We start from the raw sequence: 24001 nt of genomic DNA, 5'->3' as shown, positions 1-24001 counted from the left end.
GAACACCCGGCCAGCCCCTGCGGGGGAGTGGGTCACGGCTCTGGCATCATCTTGTCCGAGTAGTAATCATGTCCACCCAGCTTTTCGTAAACTCGGACTCGTAAAGGAGTTCCCCGATGGCCTCGTCAACTCGTCGCCCGTCCTGGCGGACAGTGACCCCGGTGCTTGCGGTCGCGGTCTTCGGCCTCGCCGGCTGCTCCAACAGCCAGGAATCGAGCGACGTCAAGGGAACGACGCCGCCGGTGTTCACCAGTTCCGCGGCGCCGGCCGGCACCGCGCAGGGTGGTCTCACCAGCCCGCCCACCGATTCGGTCAGCGCCACGCTGAAGGATTCGAACGGCCAGACCGTCGGCACCGCAACCTTCGGCGTGGTGGGCAACCACCTGGAGGTCAACGTCGAGGCCCACGGCCTCAAGCCCGGCTTCCACGGCCTGCACGTCCACCAGTTCGGTAAGTGCGAAGCGAACTCCGTCGCACCCACCGGCGGCCCGGCCGGCGATTTCCTCTCCGCCGGTGGCCACTTCCAGGCCGGTGACCAGAATGTGCACCCGGCGAGCGGCGATCTGACGTCGCTCGAGGTCAAGCAGGACGGCACCGCCAAGCTCGTCACCACTACCGATGCAGTCACGCTGGACGAACTCAAGGGCAAGGCCCTGATGATCCACGCGGGTGCGGACAACTTCGGCAATATCCCCAGTCGATACACGCAGGCCGGGGGCGCCGCCGGACCGGACGCCGAGACCATGGCGACCGGCGATGCGGGTGCCCGGGTCGCTTGCGGCGTCATCGCATAACCCAATAGGTGAGCCATGGCCGGGGCAGGCATTTCGAAGGTCCACTTCAACAGTTCGCCTCGGCCCACGCTCGGCGTGGAGTGGGAGGTCGCGCTCGTCGACAAGCAGACGCGCGACCTTTCCAACACCGCCGCAGCGGTTTTCGAGGCCTGCGGTGATTTGCGCGCCTGGGACGGGCATCCGCAGATCACCAAGGAACTGCTGCGCAATACCGTAGAACTCGTCACCGGTAAGCACGACACGGTCTGCGAGGCGGTGGACGAGCTGCACGCCACCATGGACACGGTCCGCCGGGTCGCCGACCCACTGGGCGTCGACCTGTTCTGTGCGGGCACCCATCCCTTCGCGCAGTGGGATGCCCAACAGCTCACGCGCAGTGAGCATTACGACGAACTCATCGAGCGCACCCAGTGGTGGGGACGTCAGATGCTGATCTGGGGCGTGCACGTGCACGTCGGCGTCTCGCATCCCGAGAAGGTCTTCCCCATCATCAACAGCCTGCTGTTGTCGTACCCGCACCTGCTGGCCCTGTCCGCCTCGTCCCCGATGTGGGCGGGCGTCGACACCGGCTACGCCAGCAACCGGGCGCTCATGTTCCAGCAGCTACCCACGGCCGGATTGCCCTTCCAGTTCGAAACCTGGTCGCAGTTCGAGGGTTTCGCACACGACCAGATGAAAACCGGTGTGTTCGAACAGATCGGCGGCATGCACTGGGACATCCGGCCCGCCCCCAAATGGGGCACCATCGAGGTCCGCATCTGCGACGGCACCCCGAGCCGGGCCGAGCTATCGGCCATCGTGGCGCTCATCCACTGCTTGATCGTCGACCTGGACCGCCGCGTCGAATCCGGCGAAACACTGCCGACCATTCCGCCGTGGCATGTGCAGGAGAACAAGTGGCGGGCCGCCCGCTACGGGCTGGACGCCATCATCATCACCGACGCCGCCAGCAATGAGCGCCTGGTGACCGACGATCTGATGGATCTGCTCAACCGCCTGGAGCCGACCGCCAAGAGCCTCGGCTGCGAGACCGAACTGGCCATGGTCGCCGACATCCCCAAGCGCGGGGCGTCCTATCAGCGGCAGCGGCGTGTGGCCCAGGCCGCGCAGGGGGATTTTGTCGCGGTGGTGGACTCTCTGGTTGCGGAGCTCGCGCAGTAGTTCGGACCGCACGGTTCGGTGCCCGCGAGTGTGAATTCGGTTACTTCCACATGTCCGTCAGGTGTCCTGGCCTGGAACGACATTGCTACGACCGGGGGCTGTTCATTCGACAGCGGGGGTTGCGTTCAGCTCATCCCGGGGGTGGCGTTCACACGACGTTTACTATGGCTGAGTGTTGCTCGACGGTCCGCGTTCCGAGGTGGTGGGTGGGGCACGCCGGAACTTGACGTGGATGCTGTCGCGGCGCGTCCAGGCCACGGCGTTGCTGACCGCCGTTCCCGTGCTGCTCATCGCACTGCAGATCTTCGCCTCACACCATCACTTCGACGGTCCCCTCGAAAGCCTCTGGGACGACTTCGCCGGTACCCCGAAATCGGTGACGGTGCCGTGGGCCGGGCTCGGACTCGCCCTCATCGGACTCTCCTGGCGCAGGCGCTTTATCGCTGTCGGAGCCGCGGCCGGAATCGATATGGGTTATCAGGCGGTGCGCAGCCTCAACGGTGGACAGCTGGCGCTCGGCAACGGCCCGGTCATCGTGCTCACCGCGCTCGTACTGCTCGCCGCCTTCCGCTGGCAGGGCACCGAGCGCAAGAACGCACTGCACGCCGCGGCGCTCGGCATACTGCTCACCCTCTCCAGCAAAGTGGCCGAGGTCTGGCTGGGCGTGACCGTGCTCGCCGGACCCAGGGTGCTGGATCAGCACATCGCGCTGGTCGACCGTGCCCTCGGCAATCCGTCCTGGGTCATGGGCCAGATCATCGACTTCCTCGGGCCGGCAGCCTCTTTCGCGCTGCACTGGGTCTATATCGAGCTACCCGTGGGCGCGATGATCGTGACCCTGTGGCAGCTGCGCGATGTGGTGAAGACGGGGGTGTGGCCCGGCCACTACCTGGTGCGCACCTTCCTCGTGGTCGGGCTCGTCGGCCCGCTCGTGTACGTCATGTTCCCCGTGGTCGGGCCCATGTTCGCGTACGGCGCCGACGGACACGGCTTCTCGCTCGGCAACTACTGGCCGAATATCGTGCCGCCGCTGGACCTCTCGCCCGGCGCCATTCCCTTCGACCACTACACCCCGCGCAATTGCATGCCGTCGCTGCACACCGCGTGGGCGCTGTCGATCTTCATCCACTCCCGCCGCGATGCGAGCACCGGTGCGCTCGCACCGAGCTGGCTGCGCTGGGGCGGCACGCTCTGGCTCATCGCCACGCTCTCGGCCACACTGGGTTTCGGCTATCACTACGGCGCGGATCTGGTGGCGGGCGCGGTGCTGTGCCTGACCATCGAATCGGCGCTGCGCGCACCGGAACGCGGCTGGGACGCCGCGCGCATCCAATTGGTCGCGGGCGGTGTCACTCTCGTGGCCACGCTGCTGCTGGGCTACCGCTACCTGTCGGTGGACATCGCCGAACATCCGGTGCCCGCCGGGATCCTGATTCTCGGACTGCTCGCGGGCTATGTGAGTGCCTTCTACCGCACCTGGTTCGCGACCGTGCCGCAGTCGCTGACCGTCGAGGCCGCCGCCACCGCCTGAATCACTCGTCTGCCGGTGTGGCAGTAGGGGATTCGGCCGGTTCCGCCTCCGCCGGGCCGGACAGCGGTCGATTGTGGCGCAGCACGTACAGGCCGACAATGCAGCCGATGACTATGAGACTCGCGGCCCAGGCGGGTGCGGACACATCCTCCGGAACCACCGTGCACACCACCGCACGGCTCGATTCCTGCATGGCGTAGTGACCGCGGGCTACATAGTCGCGCAGACCCAGCACGGCCGACGGAATGAAGATGACCATGGTGGCCAGCACCCGGTTCGGCACATACCGCGGTGACGCCGAGGTCAGCGCGTAGCCGGCCAGCCATACCAGCGCGGCCGTACCGCCGACGGTCCAGATCGCCCGATCGGTATTCGCGGTGAGCGCCGTGAACAGGCCCAGTACCAGCACCAGCAGCAGGCAGACCATGGGCGCACCGCGCCGGGTGCCGTACCACATGCCCACCGACATCACCGCCACCGAAAGCGGTATGGACCAGGCCGGAAGCTCGGCCGCCAGCGCCGAGGACCCCACCGCGCTCAGGCCCACCATGACCAGCACCAGTTCGCCGTCCCGGCCGGGCAGCAGCATGGCCGCGATGAGCGCGGTCGCCACCGTCGTCACCACCGCCATACCGACTCCGGCGAAGCTGTCGCCATTGCGCGCCAGCCATTCCGCACTGGCCACGGTCACCATGACCAGCACCACGCCCGCGAGAATCGGGGTCATGGGCAGCTCGATGGACGGCCGCTCGGCGGGCTTGCGATTGCGATTGGCCAGGGTGCCGATGGCCACCAGGACCAGCGCCACCTCCAGCATCCACAGCGGCGGCATATCCATCGCATCCCACGACGAGGTCGCCGAACTCGACAGGCCCTCGTTCAGCAGACCGCCCAGATGCGGCATCGGACTGACCGACCCCAGCAGCACGCTGATGAGGATGCCGAGCGTCCAGCCGTAGGCCGGCAGCCGATGATGCAGCACGGCCGCGCCCAATGCGCCGAGCACCACGCCGCCCGCCAGCGAGTCGATGAAATTGAGGGTGGCGAGCGCGCTCGTGGGTTCGGTGGTGTGGCCGAAGATATGGTTCACGGTCAGCGCGAGCAGGCCGCCGAGCGCGGTGGCCCACGCGATGACGGTGCTGCCGAGTGTGGTGATCAATACCGCGACGATCATGGCCACCAGGGCGCCGGCGCCGACGGCGCGCGGCAGCGTGTAGGCCATCAGATCCAGTTGCAGTGCTGAGGTGTTGGATGTCCAGCCGAAGTCGATCGGCATGGCTAGTGAAAGTCCGGCAACCGTCGTCGCGACCAGTGCCGTGATTGTCTCGGTCGCTACCTGATACGGCCTCACCTGGGTGAAAATACCGTGACAGGGCGGACCGACCAGTCCGACTCGCCTGAGTTATGTCATTTGCTGGACAATCGGCTTCACATCAGCTACTGCCCATTACCACTCAGACATAGCCCTCTGCGGTACCGACTCGGCCTGTTCCCGCGCGCTGCTCGGCGAACTTCCGGAGCGACTCCACCTGGCCGTGGTCCAGCGACGGCCGGACCACCGCGCGCGCGGCTGCCACATCCGCCGCGGTCACATCGGCGGCATCCATATCGCGGCGCATGGCCGCCAGGGCCGACTCCCGCAGCAGGGCCGCACAATCGGCGGCCGAATAGCCGTCCAGATCCCGGGCCAGCCTGCGCAGGTCGACCTCCTTCGCCAGCGGCACGGATTTGGCGGCGGTGCGCAGGATTTCGGTGCGAGCGGCGGCATCCGGCGGCGGGACGAAGACCAGGCGTTCCAGGCGGCCCGGCCGGGTCAGGGCCGGATCGATGAGTTCCGGGCGGTTGGTCGCGCCGACCACCACCACATCGCGCAGTGGTTCCACGCCGTCCAATTCGGTCAGCAGGGCCGCCACCACCCGATCGGCCACACCCGAGTCACCGCTCTGACCGCGGCGCGGGGCCAGGGCGTCCACCTCGTCCAGGAAGATCAGCGACGGCGCGGAATCGCGTGCGCGCTGGAACAATTCGCGGACCGCCCGCTCGGACGAGCCCACCCACTTGTCCATGAGCTCGGCGCCCTTCACCGTGTGCACGCTCAACTGCCCCGTGCTGGCCAGGGCGCGCACCAGGAAGGTCTTGCCGCATCCGGGCGGTCCGTACAGCAGCACGCCGCGCGGCGGATCGATGCCGAGCCGGGCGAACGAATCCGGATGCCGCAGCGGCCACAGCACCGCCTCGGTGAGCGCCTGCTTGGTCTCGATCATGTCGCCGACATCGTCGAGACTCAGGCTGCCGATGGCCAATTCCTCCGTCCCGGAACGGGACAGCGGGCGGATCACCTCCAGCGCGCCCGCCAGATCCTGCTGGCGCAGCATCGGCTCCGAATGCTCCCGGCTCGCTCGTGAAGCCGCTCGCAGCGCTGCCTCACGCACCAGCGCGGCCAGATCCGAGGCCACGAATCCGGGTGTGCGGGACGCGATTTCGTCCAACTTCAAACCCTCGGTCGGCGCGGTGCGCAGCAACTGCTCCAGCAGTGCCACCCGCACCGCCGCGGTCGGCAGCGGCAGCGTCACCTCGCGATCGCACAGTTCCGGGCCGCGCAGCCGGGCATCGATCTCGGCCGGATGCGCCGTGGTCGCCAGCAGCGCCACCGCCGGGCTGGCCACGGCCGCACGCAATTGATCGAGAATCAGCGTCGCCACCGGCTCGGCCACGGCGGGCAGCAGGGCATCGATATCGGTAATGAGCAGGACACCACCTGCGCCGGAACAGATATCGGACACCACCATGCCCACCTCACGCAGCCGGGTGCCGCTCTCGGTGGCGCCGACCGACGGCCCGTCCAGTTCCACCAACCGCCGCGAGCCGGACACCGCTCGCGCCAGGGTGGTCTTCCCGACGCCGGCGGGACCGGTGATCAGCACTCCCAGTTGGGAGGACGCACCCAGGGTTTTCAGTAGTTCGGGCTCATCGAGCGCCAGATTCAGCCACTCGGTCAGCTTGGCCGACTGTGCCTGCACGCCCGCGAGATCGGCCAGCGCGACGGACGAGACCGGTGCATGCGAATCGGGACGCGGCGGCATCACCGGCCGATCGAGACGGTCAGGGGCCTGCGCGGAGTTGTCGCCCATCAGGGATCGCGGACGATCGGTGGCTGCCACCCCCGGCCCCCACACCACTGCGCTATTGGGTTGCACGCTCACCGGTCCGGGCGACGGATCGGTGGCCGTCACCGTCAGCAGTTCGGAGGTCCAGGCAATCCGAAAGGTCTGCGAAAGCGCCTGGGGCACAGCCGAACTACTGGTGCCCGGCCCCAGATCCCGAGGCAGCAGCGACACCGCATCCCCCACCGTGACCACTTTCCCCAGCAGCGCCTGCCGCAGCGTGGTCTCCGGAATCGAACTGGTGGCCAGTGCCGACCCCGTCACCGAAATCTGTTTCGCCCCATAGACCGTCACGGGCGAGACGACCACGGTGGCATCCTCGCGCACCCCGGCATTCGACAATGTCACATCGTCGAGCAGCACCACTCCCGCCGGCGTTCCGGCAGGAGCGACAGCAACCACCGCGGCAGTCCGCCGCGCCCCGATGAGCGAAACCCCATCCCACTCCCGCAACCCGAGCGCTGCCAGCGCCTCCGGATGCAGCCGCACCAACCCCCTCCGGGCATCAGCAGCCGAGATATTCAGTCGTGCAGTCAGCGCAAGTTCGGGCACGCCCCCCATTGTGCTCGAACCCGCACCGACAATCCCGCAGTCGCCACCCGCGACATCGCCCGACCCGCGACATCGCCCGACCCGCGACATCGCCCGCCCCGCAATGTCGCCGGGTCCGCGACATCGCCCGACCCGCGACATCGCCCGACCCGCAATGTCGCCCGACCCGCAATGTCGCCGGCCCGCAACAACATCCACTCCAAGGTCGTGGCCCGCCCGGTTCTGGACTGAGTGGAGCGGGGGAGCGAACGGCTCCATAGACCTGCGCCTTGGAGGAGCGGAGGGAGGGAAGAACCGGGTAACAGGGCCACGACCCGCCGGAGCGAAGCGGAGGCAAATTAAACACAGCCCCCGCCCGGAGCGAAGCGGAGGGCAAAAACCTACAGTCGCCCGCCTGGTCGGCGCAGGCGCAACCGTGCCGTGGACACGCCGCGAATCGGTACTCGAATCGGGCGGCGCCGCTGGGCTCGCCGCTGGGCGCGGCGCTCGGCGGGCTTGTGATCCCAGGTCTCCGGACGGGCCGCCACCCAGCGCGCCGAATGCACGGCGAACGGAATGTGCCCGAGGTACAGCACCACCAGCGCCATCATCAGGATGAGCGGGTACGTGACCAGCAGCGCTGCCGCGAGCGCGACCAGCACCAGGAACAGCGGTGCGGTGCGCGGCGCCACCGACACCGACTTGATGGCCAGCGTCGGCAGCGTGCTCACGCACAGCAGACCGGTCAGCACGGTCCAGACCGCGACGGCCGGGAAGCTCACCCACCAGCCGTCGTGGAACTGCTCGGACAGCGCGATGGGCAGCAGCACGATGAGTGCGCCGGCGGGCGCGGGCACACCGGTGAAGTACTCACGCTGCCAATCGGGCCGGCTGTCGTCGTCCAGGAGCGTGTTGAAGCGGGCCAGCCGCAGCACCATGCAGACCGCGAACATGAGCGAGACGATCCAGCCCACGCTGTTGGCGTGCAGGAATGTCACGTACAGCACCAGAGCGGGCGCGACACCGAAAGCGATGGCGTCGGAGAGCGAATCGAGTTCCGCGCCCATCCGGCTGGTGGCATCCAGCATTCGGGCGATGCGACCGTCCAACATGTCGAAAATCGCCGCGGCGCCGACCAGGGCCAGTGCAATCGCGAGCTCGCCCTGCATGGCGAACTTGACCGCCGAAAGCCCGGAGCACAGCCCCAGAATGGTGACCATGCTCGGTAGCAGTCGCACGGTGCGATTACGGGCCGACCGATGCAGCGACGGTGCGGGCGCGAGTTGCTCCATCATGAATCCAGTTCGGCCAGCACCGTTTCCGCGCCGATGGTCCGCTGCCCGGGGACGACCAGCAGCTTGGTACCGGCCGGGAAGTAGGTGTCCACGCGGGAACCGAAACGAATGAGGCCGTAGGTCTCACCGATGGAGAGCTTGTCGCCCACCTTCGGCTCGCACACGATGCGCCGCGCGAGCAGCCCGGCTATCTGCACGACCACCAGTCGCTGTCCGCCCTCGGCGGCCAGCACCATGCTGTTGCGCTCATTGGCGTCACTGGCCTCGGGCAGATCCGCGGAAAGGAACTGGCCCTTCTTGTAGACGATGTTCTCCACGCTGCCGGAGATCGGCATGCGCTGCACGTGCACATCGAGCACCGACAGGAAGATGCTGACGCGCGGCAGCGGCTGATCGCCCATATTCAGCTCGACGGGCGGCACGGCCGAATCGACCAGTGCGACTTCACCATCGGCGGGTGCGACAACAACGCCGGGCCGATTCGGCGGCACCCGGTGCGGGTGCCGGAAGAAGGTGGCGGTGGCCGCGGCCGCGAGCAGTCCCGTGCGGCGCACCCACTTGCGCCGGACGCCCAGCACGGCGACGGCCAGCGGCGCCGCTACGAACGGCAGGCCGGCCGGGTGCAGCGGCGGGATGGCGGAGCGGACCAGATCGACCACATGGCCGAGTCCGGTGGTTTCGGGGGTGCCGGGCGGGGTGGGACGGCGGGCCACAAGCTCCTCTTTCATGCGCGGGTAGGTGCGGTTCAGGACCGCGATCACACGATACTGTGTTTAATTTGCCTCCGCTTCGCTCCGGCGGGTGCTGTGTCTAATTTGCCCTCCGCTTCGCTCCGGGCGGGTTCGTGGCCCTGTTGCCCCGTTCTTCCCTCCCTCCGCTCCTCCGCTTCGCTCCCCCGCTCCACTCGGTCCAGAACGGGGCGGGCCACGAACTTGGGGTGATCGGTCTGGCAGTGGATTCCATTTGTGATCGAACCCACATGCATGGGAAGCTGTTTCGATTAATATGAGGGGGCCTCATGTCTGCGGCGTCATGGTCGCGGGGGGCTGGGGGAACAACCCGATGAAGGTCATGTTCGAAGCGCAGTACATAGGAGAAGCACCATGGCTGCTCGAATTGCCTCGATCAGCGGGGTAGAGCACACCGCAATACGCGGACTCGGCGTATATCGCCCTGCACGGGTCGTCACCAACGAGGAAGTCGCGGGACCGATCGAATCCAGCGACGAATGGATCCGGACCCGCTCCGGCATCCGCAATCGCCGCTTCGCCTCGGAAGACGAGACGATCATCTACATGAGCGCCGCGGCCGCCCGCGATGCGCTCGAAGCCGCCGAGATCGGCGCCGACGCCATCGACTGCGTCATTGTCGCCACCTCGACCTGGCTGCTGCTCACGCCAGCCGCCGCACCGCAGATCGCCACCGAGCTCGGCCGCACCGGCGTCGCCGCCTTCGATATCTCCGCGGGCTGCGCCGGTTTCTGCCATGCGCTGGCCGTGGCCTCCGATTTGGTGAAGGGCGGCACCGCCCGGAATGTGCTGGTCATCGGCGTGGAGCGGCTCACCGACACCGTCAATCCGGCCGATCGCAGCACCGCGTTCCTGTTCGCCGACGGTGCGGGCGCGGTGGTGGTGGGGGCCTCCGACGAACCCGGTATCGGCCCCACTGTCTGGGGTTCGGACGGCACCCAGCATCACGCCATCCGCCAGGACAAGAACTGGATGGAATTCTTCCGCGAGATCGACGCGCAGGGCACGGCTGCGGTCCGCCCCTACCTCGCCATGGAGGGCACAGCCGTATTCCGCTGGGCCGCACACTCTTTGGAGAAGGTGTGCCGGGAGGCCATCGAGGTCGCGGGCCTGACCACCGACGATCTCGACGCCATGATCCCGCATCAGGCCAACGGCCGGATCATCGAGATCATGGCCCGGGTGCTGCATCTGCCCGATCACTGCGCCCTGGCCAATGACATCGAGGAGACCGGCAATACCTCGGCCGCCTCGGTCCCGCTGGCCATGGAGGCGCTGCTGCGGCAGGGCGATGCCAAACCGGGCGGCACCGCGCTGCTCATCGCCTTCGGTGCGGGCCTGTCCTATGCGGCACAGGTCGTCACGCTTCCGAACTGGAAGTAGTCACCCGAGTTCCCACACCACATTGACGGTGAAAGTCACTGTCTGCTGGCCGGGTTCGAGGCTGAAGCTGGGTGCGGGCGCCGCATCGCGCATGGCGGTCGGCGGAGTATTGCCGCCGCCGCCTTCGCTGATCGTCTTGACGCTCTTGAGTTTCAGCCCCGCGAGGTCCGCGTACTGCTGGGCGCGCGCCTTGGCGTCGTCGAAGGCGCGGGTGCGCGCATCGGCCAGCAGTTTGGTGTTGTCCTCGAGGCTGAAGGCCACCGAGCTGACGCGGGTGTCATTGCCGCCGGCCTTGACCGCCGCATCCAGCACGGCCGAAGCCTTGGGCAGATCGTGCACCGCGATATGCACGGAGTTGGTGGCCTGGTACCCGGTGATGGTGTGGCCCTCGGGGCCGTAGGTGGGCTGCACGGACAGCTCGCTGGTCTGCACGTCCTCGCGCTTGATGCCCGCCGCGACCATGGCGTCGGTCATGGCCTTGGCCTTGTCGTTGACACCGTCGACGGCGGTGGACACGTCGGCGGCATTCACCTGGGCCCCGAGATCGGCCGTGAGCACATCCGGAACGCCCTGCACCTTGCCGGTGCCGGCCACGGTCACCGACCGGTCGTTATCGGAACCGCAACCGGTGAGCACAAGCGCGAGACCGGTGGCCGCCGCACAGATACCTATAAGTCGTCGCATACCGCGAACCTACTTATCCGCCCGCGGCGCCACCGGACAACACGCAGATCAGCTCTCGAGGGTCTGCTTGATCTTGCCGAGGGTTTCGTTCATACCGCTGACGAGATTCGCCTCGAAGTGCTGCTCGCCGCCGAGCACCGCCTCGATCATGCGCCGGACGGGCCAGCTGACCCCGCGGGGGATATCGCGACGCTGCACGACCCGGGTGCCGCTCTCGATGGGCTCCAGCGTGAAGCTCCAGATCGTGCGGTTCTCGTTCATCCGGAAAGCGATGGCGCGGTTGGGTTCATATCGCACCACCCGGGACGTGGTGGGGTAGTACTTGGCGCCGTCGCGATTGAGATTGACGACCCAGGTGCCGGTGCGGATCTTTCCGAGCGGCTGCACGCGCACGGTGTTCGGGCTGAATTCCGGCATCCGCTCGAGATCGGAGACGATGCTCCAGACCTGCTCAGGCGGTGCTGCGATGTCGATGGTGGCTTCGAGAGTGTTCGGCAACGCTGCCTCCGGGAGATGTGACGATGGATACCAGCGATCCTAGTTCCCACTCGAACATCGAACCGAACACTGAAAATCAACTACATCACATTCCTGTGTTGCCGCATTGCCAAAGGTAATGGCTAACGCACAATGTGGGATAGACGAAATAACAGTTAAGGCCACCAGCTTCCGATGCGAAACGTGAGGTGATCGGCCGTGAAATTGCTATCGCTCCTGCATCGCAGAACCAAGACGGTTCCGCTGCTGCCCGCCGACGAGAACCGCGACGCCGCGCAACCTCCCGGTCGGCCGAAACGGACCAGACCGAACGGTCAACTCGAAGAACGGTTGGAGCGACTGCTCACACCGAACGAGCTCGATATCGTTCAGCATCACCGGATCTGACGTGGCGATCGTCTCTCGGGGGCAGCGCAGGCCGAAATCACTTGCCAACTCGGCTCATACTCTTTAGGTGACTTCACCAGCTGCCGCCAAACCGGCCATCCTCAGCGTGGACGACGATCCCGGCGTCTCCCGTGCCGTGGTTCGTGATCTGCGCCGCCGGTTCGGCGCGGACTACCGGATCCTGCGGGCGGAGTCGGGTGCCGACGCGCTCGAGGTACTGAGGGAATTGAAACTGCGCGGCCAGCCGGTCGCGGTCCTGATCGCCGACTATCGGATGCCGGGCATGAACGGCGTCGAATTCCTGGAGCAGGCCATGGACCTGCACCCGCACGCCCGGCGGGTGCTGCTCACCGCCTACGCCGACACCGATGCCGCCATCGAGGCCATCAATGTGGTCGATCTGGACCACTACCTGCTCAAGCCGTGGGATCCGCCGGAGGAGAAGCTCTATCCGGTGATCGATGCCCTGCTCGACGCCTGGCGCAGCGATGACCACAAGCCGGTGACCGAGACCAAGGTGGTGGGGCACCGCTGGTCGGCCCGCTGCTCCGAGGTCCGGGAGTTCTTGGCGCGCAATCAATTGGCATACCGCTGGTACCAGGTCGACGAGCCGGAGGGCGCGCGCCTGCTGGCCGCCGCGAACGCCACCGAGGACGACTGTCCGGTCATCATCAATCAGGCCGGTGAAGTACTGCGTATGCCTTCCGATTCGGAATTGGCAGCCGCGGTCGGTCTCAATATCGATCCGGTGAGCGAGTTCTACGACCTGATCGTGGTCGGCGGCGGCCCGGCCGGACTGGGTGCGGCCGTGTACGGCGCGTCGGAGGGCCTGCGCACGGTACTGGTCGAGCGCACCGCGACCGGTGGACAGGCGGGCCAGAGTTCCCGCATCGAGAACTACCTGGGCTTCCCGGACGGAGTGTCCGGCTCCCAGCTGGCCGATCGGGCACGGCGGCAGGCGGTTAAATTCGGCGCCGAGCTGATCACCGCACGCGAGGTGGTCAGCCTGGAACCGTGTGGTTCCGCGCGGGTGGTGAAGTTCGCGGATGGCGGCAGCATTTCCGCCCACAGCGTATTGATCGCTACCGGCGTCAATTACCGGCATCATCCGGCGCCCGGGGTGGACGATTTCACCGGACGCGGCGTCTACTACGGCTCCGCGATGACCGAGGCGTCCGATTGCAGCGACCGCGATATCTATATTGTCGGCGGCGCGAATTCGGCCGGTCAGGCGGCGGTCTATATGTCCCGGCACGCGCGCACCGTGCACATTCTGGTGCGTGCGACGTCGCTGGTCGATTCCATGTCGCACTACCTGATCCAGCAGATCGAGCAGATCCCGAATATCAAGGTGCATCCCCGCACCGAGGTGGTGTCGGCGGACGGCGACGATCATCTGGAGCGGATCGTGCTGCGTGACAATGCGACCGGCGCGGAAGAAAAAGTGGATGCCGAACGGTTGTTCCTGTTCATCGGCGCTGCCCCCGAAACCGAATGGCTCGACGGTGTCGTCCACCGCGACGACAAGGGCTACGTGCTGGCCGGACCCGACCTGATGGTCGACGGCAACCGCCCGGCGGGCTGGGAGCTACCGCGCCCGCCGCAACACCTGGAGACCAGCGTTCCCGGCGTTTTCGTAGCCGGCGACGTACGTTCGGAATCGGCGAAGCGGGTGGCGTCGGCCGTCGGCGAGGGCGCGATGGCCGTCATGCTGGTCCACCGCTGGATCGCGAAACAGTAGGAGTGCAACTGTGGGAACAACATCACTGATCTGCGATCCCAATGAGCTGCGGGACCTGTTCCTCTTCGAGAGCTTGAACGACGAGCAGCTGGCCTGGCTGTGCAAGGACGGCCGGGTCGAGCGCTTCGAACCGGGTCTGGTCTTCCGCGAGGGTGCACCGGCCACCTGCTTCTACGTCCTCATGGAGGGCGAGGTCCGGCTCACCAAGATTTCGGGCGGCGAGGAGATCGAACTCGTCCGCACCGATCACCACGGTTCCTATTCAGGCGCGTGGACCGCGTATATGGGCGACAAGATCGATCAGACCTACAGCGGGTCCTTCTATGTCACCAAGCCGTCGAAATTCTTCGTGCTGGATGCCGGAACCTTCTCGCAGATGATGCACGAATGGTTCCCGATGGCATTGCACCTGCTGGAGGGCGTGTTCTTCGGCAATCGCAATTCCAACGAGATCATCGGGCAGCGCGAACGCCTGCTCGCGCTGGGTTCGCTGTCGGCGGGCCTGACACACGAGCTGAACAATCCCGCCGCCGCGGCGGTGCGTGCCACTTCCTCGCTGCGCGAACGCGTGGCCGGTATGCGGCACAAGCTGAAGATGATGGCGCACGGCAAGTTCGACTCCGCGACCATGGAGGCCCTGGCGCAATTGCAGGAGGAGGCCGCCGCCCAGGTGGCGAAGGCTCCGACGCTGACCCCGCTGGAGGCGGCCGACCGCGAGGACGAGCTCGGCGATTGGCTGGAGGCGCACGATATCTCCAATGGCTGGGATATCGCCCCGACCTTCGTGCAGGCCGGTTTCGATATCGACTGGCTGGAGAAGGTGCACGGCACGCTCACCGGTTGTGAGGGCGCGGTTTTCGAGGGCGCGATCCGCTGGCTCAACTACACGGTCGAGACCGAGCTGCTCATGAACGAGATCTCCGACTCCACCACCCGCATCTCCACGCTGGTGAATGCCGCCAAGCAGTACTCGCAGATGGATCGGGCCCCGTTCCAGGTGGTCGACATCCATGAACTGCTGGACAGCACGCTGGTCATGCTGGGCCGCAAGATCGGCGACAATGTGCAGGTGGTCAAGGAGTACGACCTCGCGCTGCCCCCGGTGCCCTGCTACGCGGCGGAACTGAATCAGGTGTGGACCAACCTGATCGACAATGCCATCTCGGCCATGGACGGCCGCGGCACCCTCACCGTTCGCACCTACCGCGACGGTCCCTGTGTCGCAGTGGAAATCGGCGATACCGGGCCGGGCGTGCCGGAGGAGATCCGCACCCGCATCTTCGAACCCTTCTTCACCACCAAGCCGGTGGGCGAGGGAACCGGTCTGGGACTGGATATTTCGTTCCGCATCGTGGTGAACAAGCATCACGGCGATATTCGGGTGGAGTCGGAGCCGGGCGATACCCGATTCATCGTGCGGATTCCGTTCGAGCGCGCCGATGCTCCTGGGAGTATCGAAACCGTAGGCACCGCAATCTGATACAGGAGACCAGTGATGTCGGAGAAGATCGAGGGTATCGATCCGTCCGCGGCCCCCAGCGGCCCCGGCTGTCAGGACTGCGACGCGGCTGCGGGCTGGTGGCTGCATCTGCGCCGCTGTGCCCAGTGCGGCCACGTCGGCTGCTGCGACAGTTCCCCGTCGCAGCACGCGTCCAAGCACTTCAAGGATGCCGGGCACCCGTTCGCGCAGAGCTACGAGCCGGGCGAGGACTGGTTCTACAACTACGCGACCGACGAAATGTACGGCGAGGGGCCGGATCTGGCCGCACCGCAGTCGCATCCGTCGAATCAGACGGTGCCCGGACCGCGTGACCGGGTGCCGGCGGACTGGCAGAGTCACCTGCACTGACGTCCGGCGGCAATGTCTGAATCCCTGGGAGGACTTGTCTCCCAGGGATTTTCATTCCTCCGGGCCGAGCTTATGGCTGCTGAGGAAGCCGAGCGAGAGATCCGTGTGCCAGCAGTGATCGGCCACCATGGAGTGGCCGCGCCCGTTCAGCACTTTAAACTCCGTGACTCCCGGATTGCGTTGCTGCAGGCGGTATTGCGAGCGCACCACGGATGGGGGAGCGGCCCGGTCTTCGGAGCCCGCGATCAGCAGCAGCGGCCCGCGCACGGCGTGTACATCCACTGCGGCTTCGCTTCTGGGGCTGAAATTCGCCAGCGCCGACTGGAACAGAGGTTTGGTGGGCGCGGGAATCACATACTGCCTGAACAGTTGATCCGATTCGGTGCGACTGACGGCATTGCCGAACACGCGGTGATAGCTGTCTGCAGTGTGTGACCACGTCTTGCGGCGCACCCAGGGTTTCGCGAGAATCCGTCCGACACTGCGCAATTGGGCAGGCGGCAGCACATATACGCCCTTGAACTGGGCGGGCGCGATGGCAATGCCGCCGATGGCGCTGCCCTCGGCGAGCAGTTGCTGTGCGATGAGCCCGCCGAAGGAGTGGCCGATGACGATCGGCGGCGCGGGCAGGTCGGCAATGTATTCGGCGTAGTGGTCGGTGACTTCGGCGATGCCGCGATCGTTCAGGGCTTCGGCATTGGCTCGAGTGGCCGCCGGATCCCGTCCGTCGCCGGGCCAGCCGGGGGCAATGGGCGCGAAGCCCGCGCGGTCGAAATATTCGAGCCACGGTGTCCAGCTATCGCTGTGCATCCACAGGCCGTGAATGAAGACGATCGGGGTTTTCGGTGCAGGCATGAGATCTCCTCTGGTTGCACGTGATTCGTCTCATTTCGCCTGATAGTGACGATACGGGAGTGCTCTTGCTACCGGCAACGGGCGGCTCCGGGTACTCTGCTGCGAGCGCCGGGCGGCCCCGGTGCACAGGCACTCTCGGGAAGCTCGGAAAAGGGTATGAAACAGACTGTGATCGTCGCCCTCGCCGCAGGTGCGCTGGTGCTGGGTCTTGCCGGCTGCGGATCGGGCAAATCCACCGAAGCGGGCAGTCAGAGCAAGGCCGCGCCGAGTTCCGGCCTCGTCGCCGCACCCACCGCCACCCCCTCCGCTACGGCGGCGTCCGCTCCGGTCGCCGTCACGACGGCCGCGGCGCCCGTCGAGCCGCCCGCCGCCGCACCCAGCACCGCCACGGCAGCCAAGAAGACCACCGCCCCCGACGGCGCGCAGACCACCTGCGGAGACTTCCGCGACCTCGACAACGACACCGAAAAGCAGGTCATCGGGCAGGTCCTGGCCGCCAACCCGGGTTCGAAATTCGACGGCAGCCCCAATGTCGCCCTGGGCACCGCCAAACTCGTCTGCCTCGCTCCCGCCTACGCCTCCACCCCGGTCGCCGACGCGATCGGCGCGACCAAGTAACTCGGCGGCGGGTCCCACCGATAGGCAGTGCGGCGCAACCGATTCCCGTCGGCCCGGCAGCGCGGCCGGCGGGCGCCATCTCCATCGGCGATCGATTGGGTTCCCATTGGGTGAGCAGCGGACCGTAGGTGCGTATGGATAGTCACCACTGTCCGTGCGACGCGCAGGCGTATCGTCTCGAACCTACGTACGAGGACGGGTGAAGTGATGGACGCCGGCGGGCTGGTGGAATTCGAGCGACATCGTCCGCGCCTGTTCGCGCTCGCGTACCGGCTGCTGGGCTCGGCGAGCGAGGCCGAAGACGCCGTGCAGGAGACCTACCTGCGCTGGGCGGCCGCCGACCGGGCCGAAATCCGTTCCGCCGAAGCCTGGTTGACCACCGTGCTGGTGAATCTGTGCCGCACCTGGCTGGATTCGGCCCGCGCCCGCCGCGAGACCTATCTCGGCCCCTGGCTACCCGAGCCGGTGGCGACCGGCGAGCTCGGCCCGCTCGAATCGGCCGAACAGCGCGAACTCGTTTCACTGGCCTTCCTCACCCTGCTCGAACGTCTGACCGCCGCCGAGCGCGCGGTTTTCGTGCTGCGCGAGGCCTTCGGCTACGCGCACCGCGAGATAGCCGACATGCTCGACCTCACCGAAGCCAATTCCCAGCAGCTCTACCGCCGCGCCACCCTGCGTGTGCGCGAGGAGCGCCCCCGCTTCGATCCGGCCCCCGCGCACGCACGCGCCCTCTTCGAAAAGTTCCTGACCGCAGCCGGATCCGGTGATGTCGCGGCCCTGGAAGCCATGTTCACCGCGGATATCGTCTCCGTCGCGGATGGCGGCGACAAGGTGAACGCCGCCCGCCGTGCCGTGCTGGGCGCTGGCCGCGTGGCCCGTTACGTCGTCTGGCTCTTCGGCCACGACGTCCCCGATCTGTCCCTGACCATCGAGGACGTCAATGGCGCCCCCACCGTTGTCGCCCGCGCGGCAGACGTGACCATCCTGATCGCGTCCGCCGAATTCGCGGACGGCCGCCTCGCCTCGCTGCGCCTGGTCGTCAACCCCGACAAGCTGGCCTATTTCAGGCGCGCAGACAAAGCCACTTCGCGTACCGCGTAGCCGCCGCGCACAGGTGGGCCAGCCGCGCACGAACTCGATGGCGATTCCGCGGCCGGGCACGTCGGTGATGCAGCACACATGCCGGAGCTGTCATGGATCGCGGGGCTGTCCGGTCTAGAGGGTGTCGGCTCAGCGCAGGGCCGTCCTGGGGATAAGGAGCCTCTCTCATGACCGGAGAACATCGAATTGTCGTCCTGGGTGCGGGGTATGCCGGATTGTCGGCGGCGCGGCAGGCGGCACGGGCGCGCGGCGTGCGCGTCACGGTGATCGATACACGCACGGAACTGGTGGAGCGGGTGCGCCTGCATCAGCTGGTCGCCGGACAGCAGATCCCGCGCTGGAATCTGCGAGAGTTGCTGGAGCGCAAGGGAATCGAGTTCGTGCAGGGGCGGGCGACGGGTATCGACACCGCCGCGCGCCGCGTGCAGCTGGAAGGCGAATGGGCGGTCTCCTACGACTCGCTCGTCTACGCGCTGGGCAGTATGGCCGATACCGGCGGCGTGCCCGGAGTCGCGAAGTTCGCCCACTCGGTGGCGACGCCGGAGGATGCGCGCCGGGTGCCGTCCCTCTCGGGCCGGGTCGCGGTGGTCGGTGGCGGACCCACCGGTATCGAGACCGCCACCGAATTGGCCGAGGCGCGACCGGATCTGACGGTGCTGCTGGTGAGCGCCGAGGAGCCGGGGGCCTGGCTGTCCCCGAAGGCCCGCACCCACATCCGTGCGGTGCTGGACCGTCTGGGTGTCGAGGTGCACGCCGGTGCGAAGGTCGCCGAGGTGACCGCCGATGGTCTCCAGTTGGTCGACGGCGAACGCCTGTCCGCCGAAACAGTGCTCTGGACCGCCGGATTCACGGTCCCGGACCTGGCCGCCCGCTCCGGTCTGGCCGCGGATCCCCGTGGCCGGGTCCTGGTCGACGACGAATTGCGCTCCCGTTCGCATCCGGAGGTGTACGCCGTCGGCGATTCGGCGGTCATGACCGGTCCGGAGGATCGCGAACTGCGCATGGCCTGCGCCACCGCACTGCCTGCGGGCAAATACGCCGCGACCGCCCTCACCGCCCGCCTGGCCGGAAAGGTGCCCGCGCCCCGGCGTTTCCGCTACGTCCTGCAGTGCGTGAGCCTGGGCCGCCGCGACGCTGTCGTCCAATTCGTGCACGCCGATGATGCACCGGCTCGCACGGTCCTGACCGGTCGTACCGCCGCCTGGGTCAAGGAGCGAATTGTGCGCACCGCGGGTAGCGCGGCGCGGCCCTGAGCCCGGAGAGGATAATCGTCAACTAATGGTTGACCATCACTAGATGGTCAACCTACAGTTGACGTATGACCACTCCCTTTCGCCTCGACGATCTGATCGACGGCATCAAGAAGGCTCGTCCCGACAGCACCCTCGAGCAGCTCTCCGACGCCGTGGTGGCCGCGGATCACCTCGGTGACCTGGCCGATCACCTGATCGGCCACTTCGTCGACCAGGCCCGCCGCTCCGGCGCCTCCTGGACCGATATCGGCCGCAGCATGGGCGTCACCAAGCAGGCCGCCCAGAAGCGTTTCGTCCCCAAGGGCCCGGGCGATGCCGCCGGCGCTGCGGCCCTCGATCCCAACACCGGTTTCGCACGTTTCACGCACCGGGCCCGCAATGTCGTCATCGCCGCGCAGGAGGAGGCCCGCAACGGCAGCAATGCCGAGATCGTCCCCGAACACCTGGTCCTCGGTCTGCTGCGCGAGCCGGAATCGCTTGCCGTGCAGGTCGTCAAGGCCAAGGGTGTGAGTGTGGACGCGGTCCGCCGGGTCGCCACCGCCGCCCTGCCCCCCGCCTCGGACACCGTTCCGGCCTTGATTCCCTTCGATTCTCAGGCCAAGAAGGCCCTGGAATTGACCTTCCGCGAGGCACTTCGCCTGGGCCACAACTACATCGGCACCGAGCACCTGCTGCTCGCTTTGCTGGAGGTTGAGGCCGGAACCGGAGTTCTGTCCGGCCTCGGCCTGGAGAAGGAGGCGGTGTCGGCGGACCTCGAGGAACTGCTCGCACAGTTCGCAGACCCCGCAGCTGACGCGCAGTGAACCCCGCCTCACCGATCCCACTGGCCACGGCGGATACCATGAGGGCATGGCGGACGACGAAGGTTCCGACCTAGTTGCAGGGGAACGTCGCGCAGATCTGGTGCGCGCGCTCTCCTATGTCTCCACCGAAGAGGCGCCGGACGGCGGGTTCATCGTGAACGGTGATCTGCCCCCCGACGTGGCTCCGGTGTTCGTCCGCGCCATCATGCGGATCGAGGCGGAGTTGCTGTTGAACGACGCCGAGCTGGTCACGATCGATCAAGGTGAGCCGCGAACTCCCGAGGAGCGCCGCACCGACGCCCTGATCGCGCTGCTACTTCGTGTCGACGATCGCCTGGTCCGCTAGCCCCGACCTTGCACTCCCCGGGGGAGAGTGCTAGAAATGGCTTTGGCACTCCTGACCTGTGAGTGCTAGGTCGGGACGGTGAGGCCCCTATGGTCGTCCGTCGCGGGCACCGCGCCTGGCCAGATCGTGTCAATCCCCTGATCTGGAGGATCTCAACGCAATGGCCAAGACAATTGCGTACGACGAAGAGGCTCGCCGCGGTCTCGAGCGGGGTCTGAACGCCCTGGCCGACGCTGTCAAGGTGACGCTGGGCCCGAAGGGCCGCAATGTCGTGCTGGAGAAGAAGTGGGGCGCCCCCACCATCACCAACGATGGTGTCTCCATCGCCAAGGAAATCGAGCTCGAAGATCCGTACGAGAAGATCGGCGCGGAGCTCGTCAAGGAAGTTGCCAAGAAGACGGACGACGTCGCTGGCGACGGCACCACCACCGCCACCGTGCTCGCCCAGGCGCTGGTACGCGAAGGCCTGCGCAATGTCGCGGCCGGCGCGAACCCGCTGGGTCTGAAGCGTGGCATCGAGAAGGCCGTCGCGGCCATCACTGCCCGCCTGCTCGAGACCGCCAAGGAGGTCGAGACCAAGGAGCAGATCGCTGCCACCGCCGGTATCTCGGCCGGCGACTCGTCCATCGGTGATCTGATCGCCGAGGCCATGGACAAGGTCGGCAAGGAAGGTGTCATCACCGTCGAGGAGAGCAACACCTTCGGGCTCCAGCTGGAGCTCACCGAGGGCATGCGCTTCGACAAGGGCTACATCTCGGGCTACTTCGTCACCGACCCGGAGCGTCAGGAAGCCTCGCTCGAGGATCCCTACATCCTGCTGGTCGGCTCGAAGATCTCGACCGTCAAGGACCTGCTGCCGCTGCTGGAGAAGGTTATCCAGGCCGGCAAGCCGCTGCTGATCATCGCCGAGGATGTCGAGGGCGAAGCCCTTTCCACCCTGGTGGTCAACAAGATCCGTGGCACCTTCAAGTCCATCGCCGTCAAGGCGCCGGGCTTCGGTGACCGTCGTAAGGCCATGCTGGCCGATATCGCCATCCTCACCGGTGGCGAGGTCATCAGCGAAGAGGTCGGCCTGTCCCTGGACACCGCCGGCATCGAGCTGCTTGGCACCGCCCGCAAGGTCGTCATCACCAAGGACGAGACCACCATCATCGAGGGCGCGGGCGACGCGGAGGCCATCAAGGGCCGCGTGGCGCAGATCCGCACCGAGATCGAGAACTCGGACTCGGACTACGACCGCGAGAAGCTGCAGGAGCGCCTGGCCAAGCTGGCCGGCGGTGTTGCGGTCATCAAGGCCGGTGCCGCGACCGAGGTCGAGCTCAAGGAGCGCAAGCACCGCATCGAAGATGCCGTGCGTAACGCCAAGGCTGCCGTCGAAGAGGGCATCGTCGCCGGTGGCGGCGTGGCGCTCGTGCAGGCGGCCCCGGCTCTGGACGACCTGAACCTCACCGGTGACGAGGCCACCGGCGCGAACATCGTTCGCGTCGCGCTTTCGGCTCCGCTGAAGCAGATCGCCTTCAACGCGGGCCTGGAGCCCGGCGTTGTCGCCGAGAAGGTCTCGAACCTTCCGGCCGGCCACGGCCTGAACGCCGACACCGGCGAGTACGTCGACCTGCTGGCCGCCGGCGTTGCCGACCCGGTCAAGGTCACCCGTTCGGCCCTGCAGAACGCGGCTTCCATCGCGGCTCTGTTCCTCACCACCGAGGCCGTTGTCGCCGACAAGCCGGAGAAGGCTGCCCCCGCGGGCGACCCGACCGGTGGCATGGGCGGCATGGACTTCTGATCCCCTGGATCTAGTCCGCGTCGAACCGATTCGGTTCTCGCAGTACACAACCGAAGGCCGGTCCACCATCTGGTGGGCCGGCCTTCGGCGTTGCATGTCAGTGGCGTTCTGTCGGACCTCCGCGCTACTGTCACAACCGGTTTCATTCTCCGAAACCGTTTCTGATGGGGAGTATCTCGAATGTTTGGAATGGGCAAGATCGCCCTGGGGCTGGCGGCTGTCTCGATGATGGCCGGTGTGGTGGCGGGCGCGGGATCCGCGAGTGCCGAGGCGGGACCGGACGGTCGCCTCTACGGTTCGATCGCGCTGCTGCAATGGGATGACAACACCGAGAACTGGTCCGCCGCATACAACTACCCGAACTGGGCAGAGGCGGATCGGGACGCGCTGAACGACTGCGGCGACCCGGAGTACTGCCATATCGCGGTGCGTTTCGTCGACGGCTGCGGCGCGATCGCCAAGACGTCGGATTCCGACTCCCGGTACTTCTGGGCCTCGGCGCCCACGCGTTTCGAGGCGGAGCGGCAGGCGCTGTCCCAGGCGTTCCGGCCTTCGTCGCTGAGTGCGTCGGGCGGGCCGGGCATCTTGGTCACGTCGAAGTGCACGGATAACGCGAGCTGATCCACGGCTCCGTAGCTGGATGACGCGGGCCGGTCCACCATTACGGTGGGCCGGCCCTTGTGGTTTCGCGGGCTCTCCTATGTAAGGGAGCCAGCGTAGGTACGGGCGTCAGGGGCGGGGATGGCGTTCGGAGAGAGTGGCCGCCGCGTCGATGGGGCGGATGCCGAGGAGCTCGGCGGCCGCGGCGATGGCGGCCCGGCAGGTCGCGTCGCTGTACGGGGCGGGGGCGTAGAGGAGTTCGACCAATTCGATGGCGGCGATCGCCTGGTCTCGGTTGAGCAGCCGGCCCGGGAGCCAGCTGACGCGCCACTCCGCCCGCTGCGGAATCGCTTCCGTGTGTGGGGGGATGGACGCGGTGTCGTGATGGCCGGGGAGTCGCTCTGCGAACTCGTCGAGGATGCCGGTGGTAATCGACCAATCACAGACGTACACGCCCTCTAGGGTGCGCTCCGGTGGTCCGCGACCAAGACCATTCGTTCGGATTGCCCGGTTCAAGCCCCTGACCAGCCGATTTGACTTCATTCGTAGCGACACGTAACTTAGTTCGAGTCAGAGCGACACGGACACCGACCCGGAGCCTTAACGGCCTGGGAAACGAGGTTGTACGAGGAGCGCCTGGCAGTCAAACTAGCTCTCCTGATCAGCGGATTTGGTTCTGCTGTGAGGTACGGGCTAAGCTGTAAAAGTTGCCTCAGAGACCGACCGGGACAAAGAGCCCGCGAAGTTCTGTGTGCGCCTGTTCTTTGAGAACTCAATAGTGTGTCGATGAATGTCAGTGCCAATTATTTAATTGGTTCCGGCTTCTCATACCCCCCGGTTGAGAGGTCGGACATTTAGTCAGCAAATACTTTTTT

23 protein-coding genes are annotated in these 24001 nt (G+C 66.7%); 15 read left to right on the top strand and 8 right to left on the bottom strand.

What is annotated here, in order from left to right:
* Positions 1-116: 116 nt before the first annotated feature.
* The 3 genes from sodC (at position 117) to JWN03_RS19780 (ending at position 3486) form a co-directional block, all read left to right on the top strand.
* Complete coding sequence (gene sodC, locus JWN03_RS19790) at positions 117-794, top strand: superoxide dismutase[Cu-Zn] (RefSeq protein ID WP_297616924.1); 678 nt, start codon at positions 117-119, stop codon at positions 792-794.
* Between the two features lie 15 nt (positions 795-809).
* Entirely contained in the window at positions 810-1955 is a 1146-nt protein-coding gene (locus JWN03_RS19785) for a glutamate--cysteine ligase (RefSeq protein ID WP_297616921.1), read from the top strand.
* A gap of 172 nt (positions 1956-2127) precedes the next feature.
* On the top strand, positions 2128-3486 hold the full coding sequence (locus JWN03_RS19780; RefSeq protein WP_297616918.1) for a phosphatase PAP2 family protein: 1359 nt from the start codon (positions 2128-2130) through the stop codon (positions 3484-3486).
* A 1-nt stretch (position 3487) separates the two neighbouring features.
* Here JWN03_RS19780 and JWN03_RS19775 read toward each other — a convergent pair whose 3' ends face one another.
* From JWN03_RS19775 to JWN03_RS19760, 4 genes are all read right to left on the bottom strand, one after another.
* Positions 3488-4837, bottom strand: coding sequence for a hypothetical protein (locus tag JWN03_RS19775; RefSeq protein WP_297616916.1), 1350 nt, complete (start codon positions 4835-4837; stop codon positions 3488-3490).
* Between the two features lie 103 nt (positions 4838-4940).
* A complete protein-coding gene (locus tag JWN03_RS19770; protein WP_297616913.1) occupies positions 4941-7211 on the bottom strand; it encodes an AAA family ATPase in 2271 nt (756 codons plus the stop codon).
* A gap of 371 nt (positions 7212-7582) precedes the next feature.
* Positions 7583-8476, bottom strand: coding sequence for a CDP-diacylglycerol--serine O-phosphatidyltransferase (gene pssA, locus JWN03_RS19765; protein WP_297616910.1), 894 nt, complete (start codon positions 8474-8476; stop codon positions 7583-7585).
* Positions 8473-9189: a phosphatidylserine decarboxylase gene (locus JWN03_RS19760; protein WP_297616930.1), complete on the bottom strand. Its 717-nt coding sequence runs from the start codon at positions 9187-9189 to the stop codon at positions 8473-8475. The genes pssA and JWN03_RS19760 overlap by 4 nt, the downstream gene beginning before the upstream one ends.
* 390 nt (positions 9190-9579) lie before the next feature.
* On the opposite strand from JWN03_RS19760, the gene JWN03_RS19755 reads away from it, so the two are divergent.
* The gene (locus JWN03_RS19755) at positions 9580-10608 is read left to right on the top strand and encodes a beta-ketoacyl-ACP synthase III (RefSeq protein ID WP_297616907.1); all 1029 of its coding nucleotides are present in this window, start codon (positions 9580-9582) and stop codon (positions 10606-10608) included.
* On the opposite strand, the gene JWN03_RS19750 is transcribed toward JWN03_RS19755, so the two are convergent.
* Together JWN03_RS19750 and JWN03_RS19745 are read right to left on the bottom strand one after the other, a co-directional pair.
* A complete protein-coding gene (locus JWN03_RS19750) occupies positions 10609-11292 on the bottom strand; it encodes an SIMPL domain-containing protein (RefSeq protein WP_297616903.1) in 684 nt (227 codons plus the stop codon).
* Positions 11293-11340: 48 nt separating this feature from the next.
* Entirely contained in the window at positions 11341-11790 is a 450-nt protein-coding gene (locus tag JWN03_RS19745; RefSeq protein WP_297616900.1) for an SRPBCC family protein, read from the bottom strand.
* Between the two features lie 198 nt (positions 11791-11988).
* Between JWN03_RS19745 and JWN03_RS19740 the strand changes: the two genes are divergently transcribed.
* The 4 genes from JWN03_RS19740 (at position 11989) to JWN03_RS19725 (ending at position 15767) form a co-directional block, all read left to right on the top strand.
* The gene (locus tag JWN03_RS19740) at positions 11989-12177 is read left to right on the top strand and encodes a hypothetical protein (protein ID WP_297616897.1); all 189 of its coding nucleotides are present in this window, start codon (positions 11989-11991) and stop codon (positions 12175-12177) included.
* Positions 12178-12244: 67 nt separating this feature from the next.
* Positions 12245-13918 carry an FAD-dependent oxidoreductase gene (locus tag JWN03_RS19735; RefSeq protein WP_297616894.1) on the top strand — a complete coding sequence of 558 codons (1674 nt, stop codon included), beginning with the start codon at positions 12245-12247 and terminating at the stop codon, positions 13916-13918.
* 10 nt (positions 13919-13928) lie between these two features.
* Positions 13929-15398 (top strand): ATP-binding protein, encoded by a 1470-nt coding sequence (locus JWN03_RS19730; RefSeq protein ID WP_297616891.1) that lies wholly within the window; start codon positions 13929-13931, stop codon positions 15396-15398.
* A 15-nt stretch (positions 15399-15413) separates the two neighbouring features.
* Positions 15414-15767, top strand: a complete 354-nt coding sequence (locus JWN03_RS19725) for a UBP-type zinc finger domain-containing protein (RefSeq protein ID WP_297616888.1) — start codon at positions 15414-15416, stop codon at positions 15765-15767.
* Positions 15768-15818: 51 nt separating this feature from the next.
* Here JWN03_RS19725 and JWN03_RS19720 read toward each other — a convergent pair whose 3' ends face one another.
* Positions 15819-16622, bottom strand: a complete 804-nt coding sequence (locus tag JWN03_RS19720) for an alpha/beta hydrolase (RefSeq protein ID WP_297616886.1) — start codon at positions 16620-16622, stop codon at positions 15819-15821.
* Between the two features lie 156 nt (positions 16623-16778).
* Here JWN03_RS19720 and JWN03_RS19715 point away from each other — a divergent pair, with 156 nt between their 5' ends.
* From JWN03_RS19715 to JWN03_RS19685, 7 genes are all read left to right on the top strand, one after another.
* Complete coding sequence (locus JWN03_RS19715) at positions 16779-17240, top strand: hypothetical protein (RefSeq protein WP_297616881.1); 462 nt, start codon at positions 16779-16781, stop codon at positions 17238-17240.
* A gap of 207 nt (positions 17241-17447) precedes the next feature.
* Positions 17448-18341, top strand: coding sequence for an RNA polymerase sigma-70 factor (locus tag JWN03_RS19710; protein WP_297616927.1), 894 nt, complete (start codon positions 17448-17450; stop codon positions 18339-18341).
* Between the two features lie 167 nt (positions 18342-18508).
* Entirely contained in the window at positions 18509-19594 is a 1086-nt protein-coding gene (locus JWN03_RS19705) for an NAD(P)/FAD-dependent oxidoreductase (RefSeq protein ID WP_297616878.1), read from the top strand.
* A gap of 65 nt (positions 19595-19659) precedes the next feature.
* Positions 19660-20397, top strand: a complete 738-nt coding sequence (locus JWN03_RS19700; RefSeq protein WP_297616874.1) for a Clp protease N-terminal domain-containing protein — start codon at positions 19660-19662, stop codon at positions 20395-20397.
* A 46-nt stretch (positions 20398-20443) separates the two neighbouring features.
* Positions 20444-20743, top strand: coding sequence for a hypothetical protein (locus JWN03_RS19695; protein WP_297616871.1), 300 nt, complete (start codon positions 20444-20446; stop codon positions 20741-20743).
* Between the two features lie 160 nt (positions 20744-20903).
* Entirely contained in the window at positions 20904-22526 is a 1623-nt protein-coding gene (gene groL / locus JWN03_RS19690) for a chaperonin GroEL (protein WP_297616868.1), read from the top strand.
* 189 nt (positions 22527-22715) lie between these two features.
* Entirely contained in the window at positions 22716-23147 is a 432-nt protein-coding gene (locus tag JWN03_RS19685; RefSeq protein ID WP_297616866.1) for a DUF4189 domain-containing protein, read from the top strand.
* Positions 23148-23255: 108 nt separating this feature from the next.
* Here JWN03_RS19685 and JWN03_RS19680 read toward each other — a convergent pair whose 3' ends face one another.
* Entirely contained in the window at positions 23256-23579 is a 324-nt protein-coding gene (locus tag JWN03_RS19680; RefSeq protein WP_297616864.1) for a hypothetical protein, read from the bottom strand.
* Positions 23580-24001: the final 422 nt, after the last annotated feature.

Source organism: Nocardia sp. (genome assembly GCF_025465275.1).
Classification (GTDB): domain Bacteria; phylum Actinomycetota; class Actinomycetes; order Mycobacteriales; family Mycobacteriaceae; genus Nocardia.
This window is presented reverse-complemented; position numbering and strand designations above follow the sequence as displayed.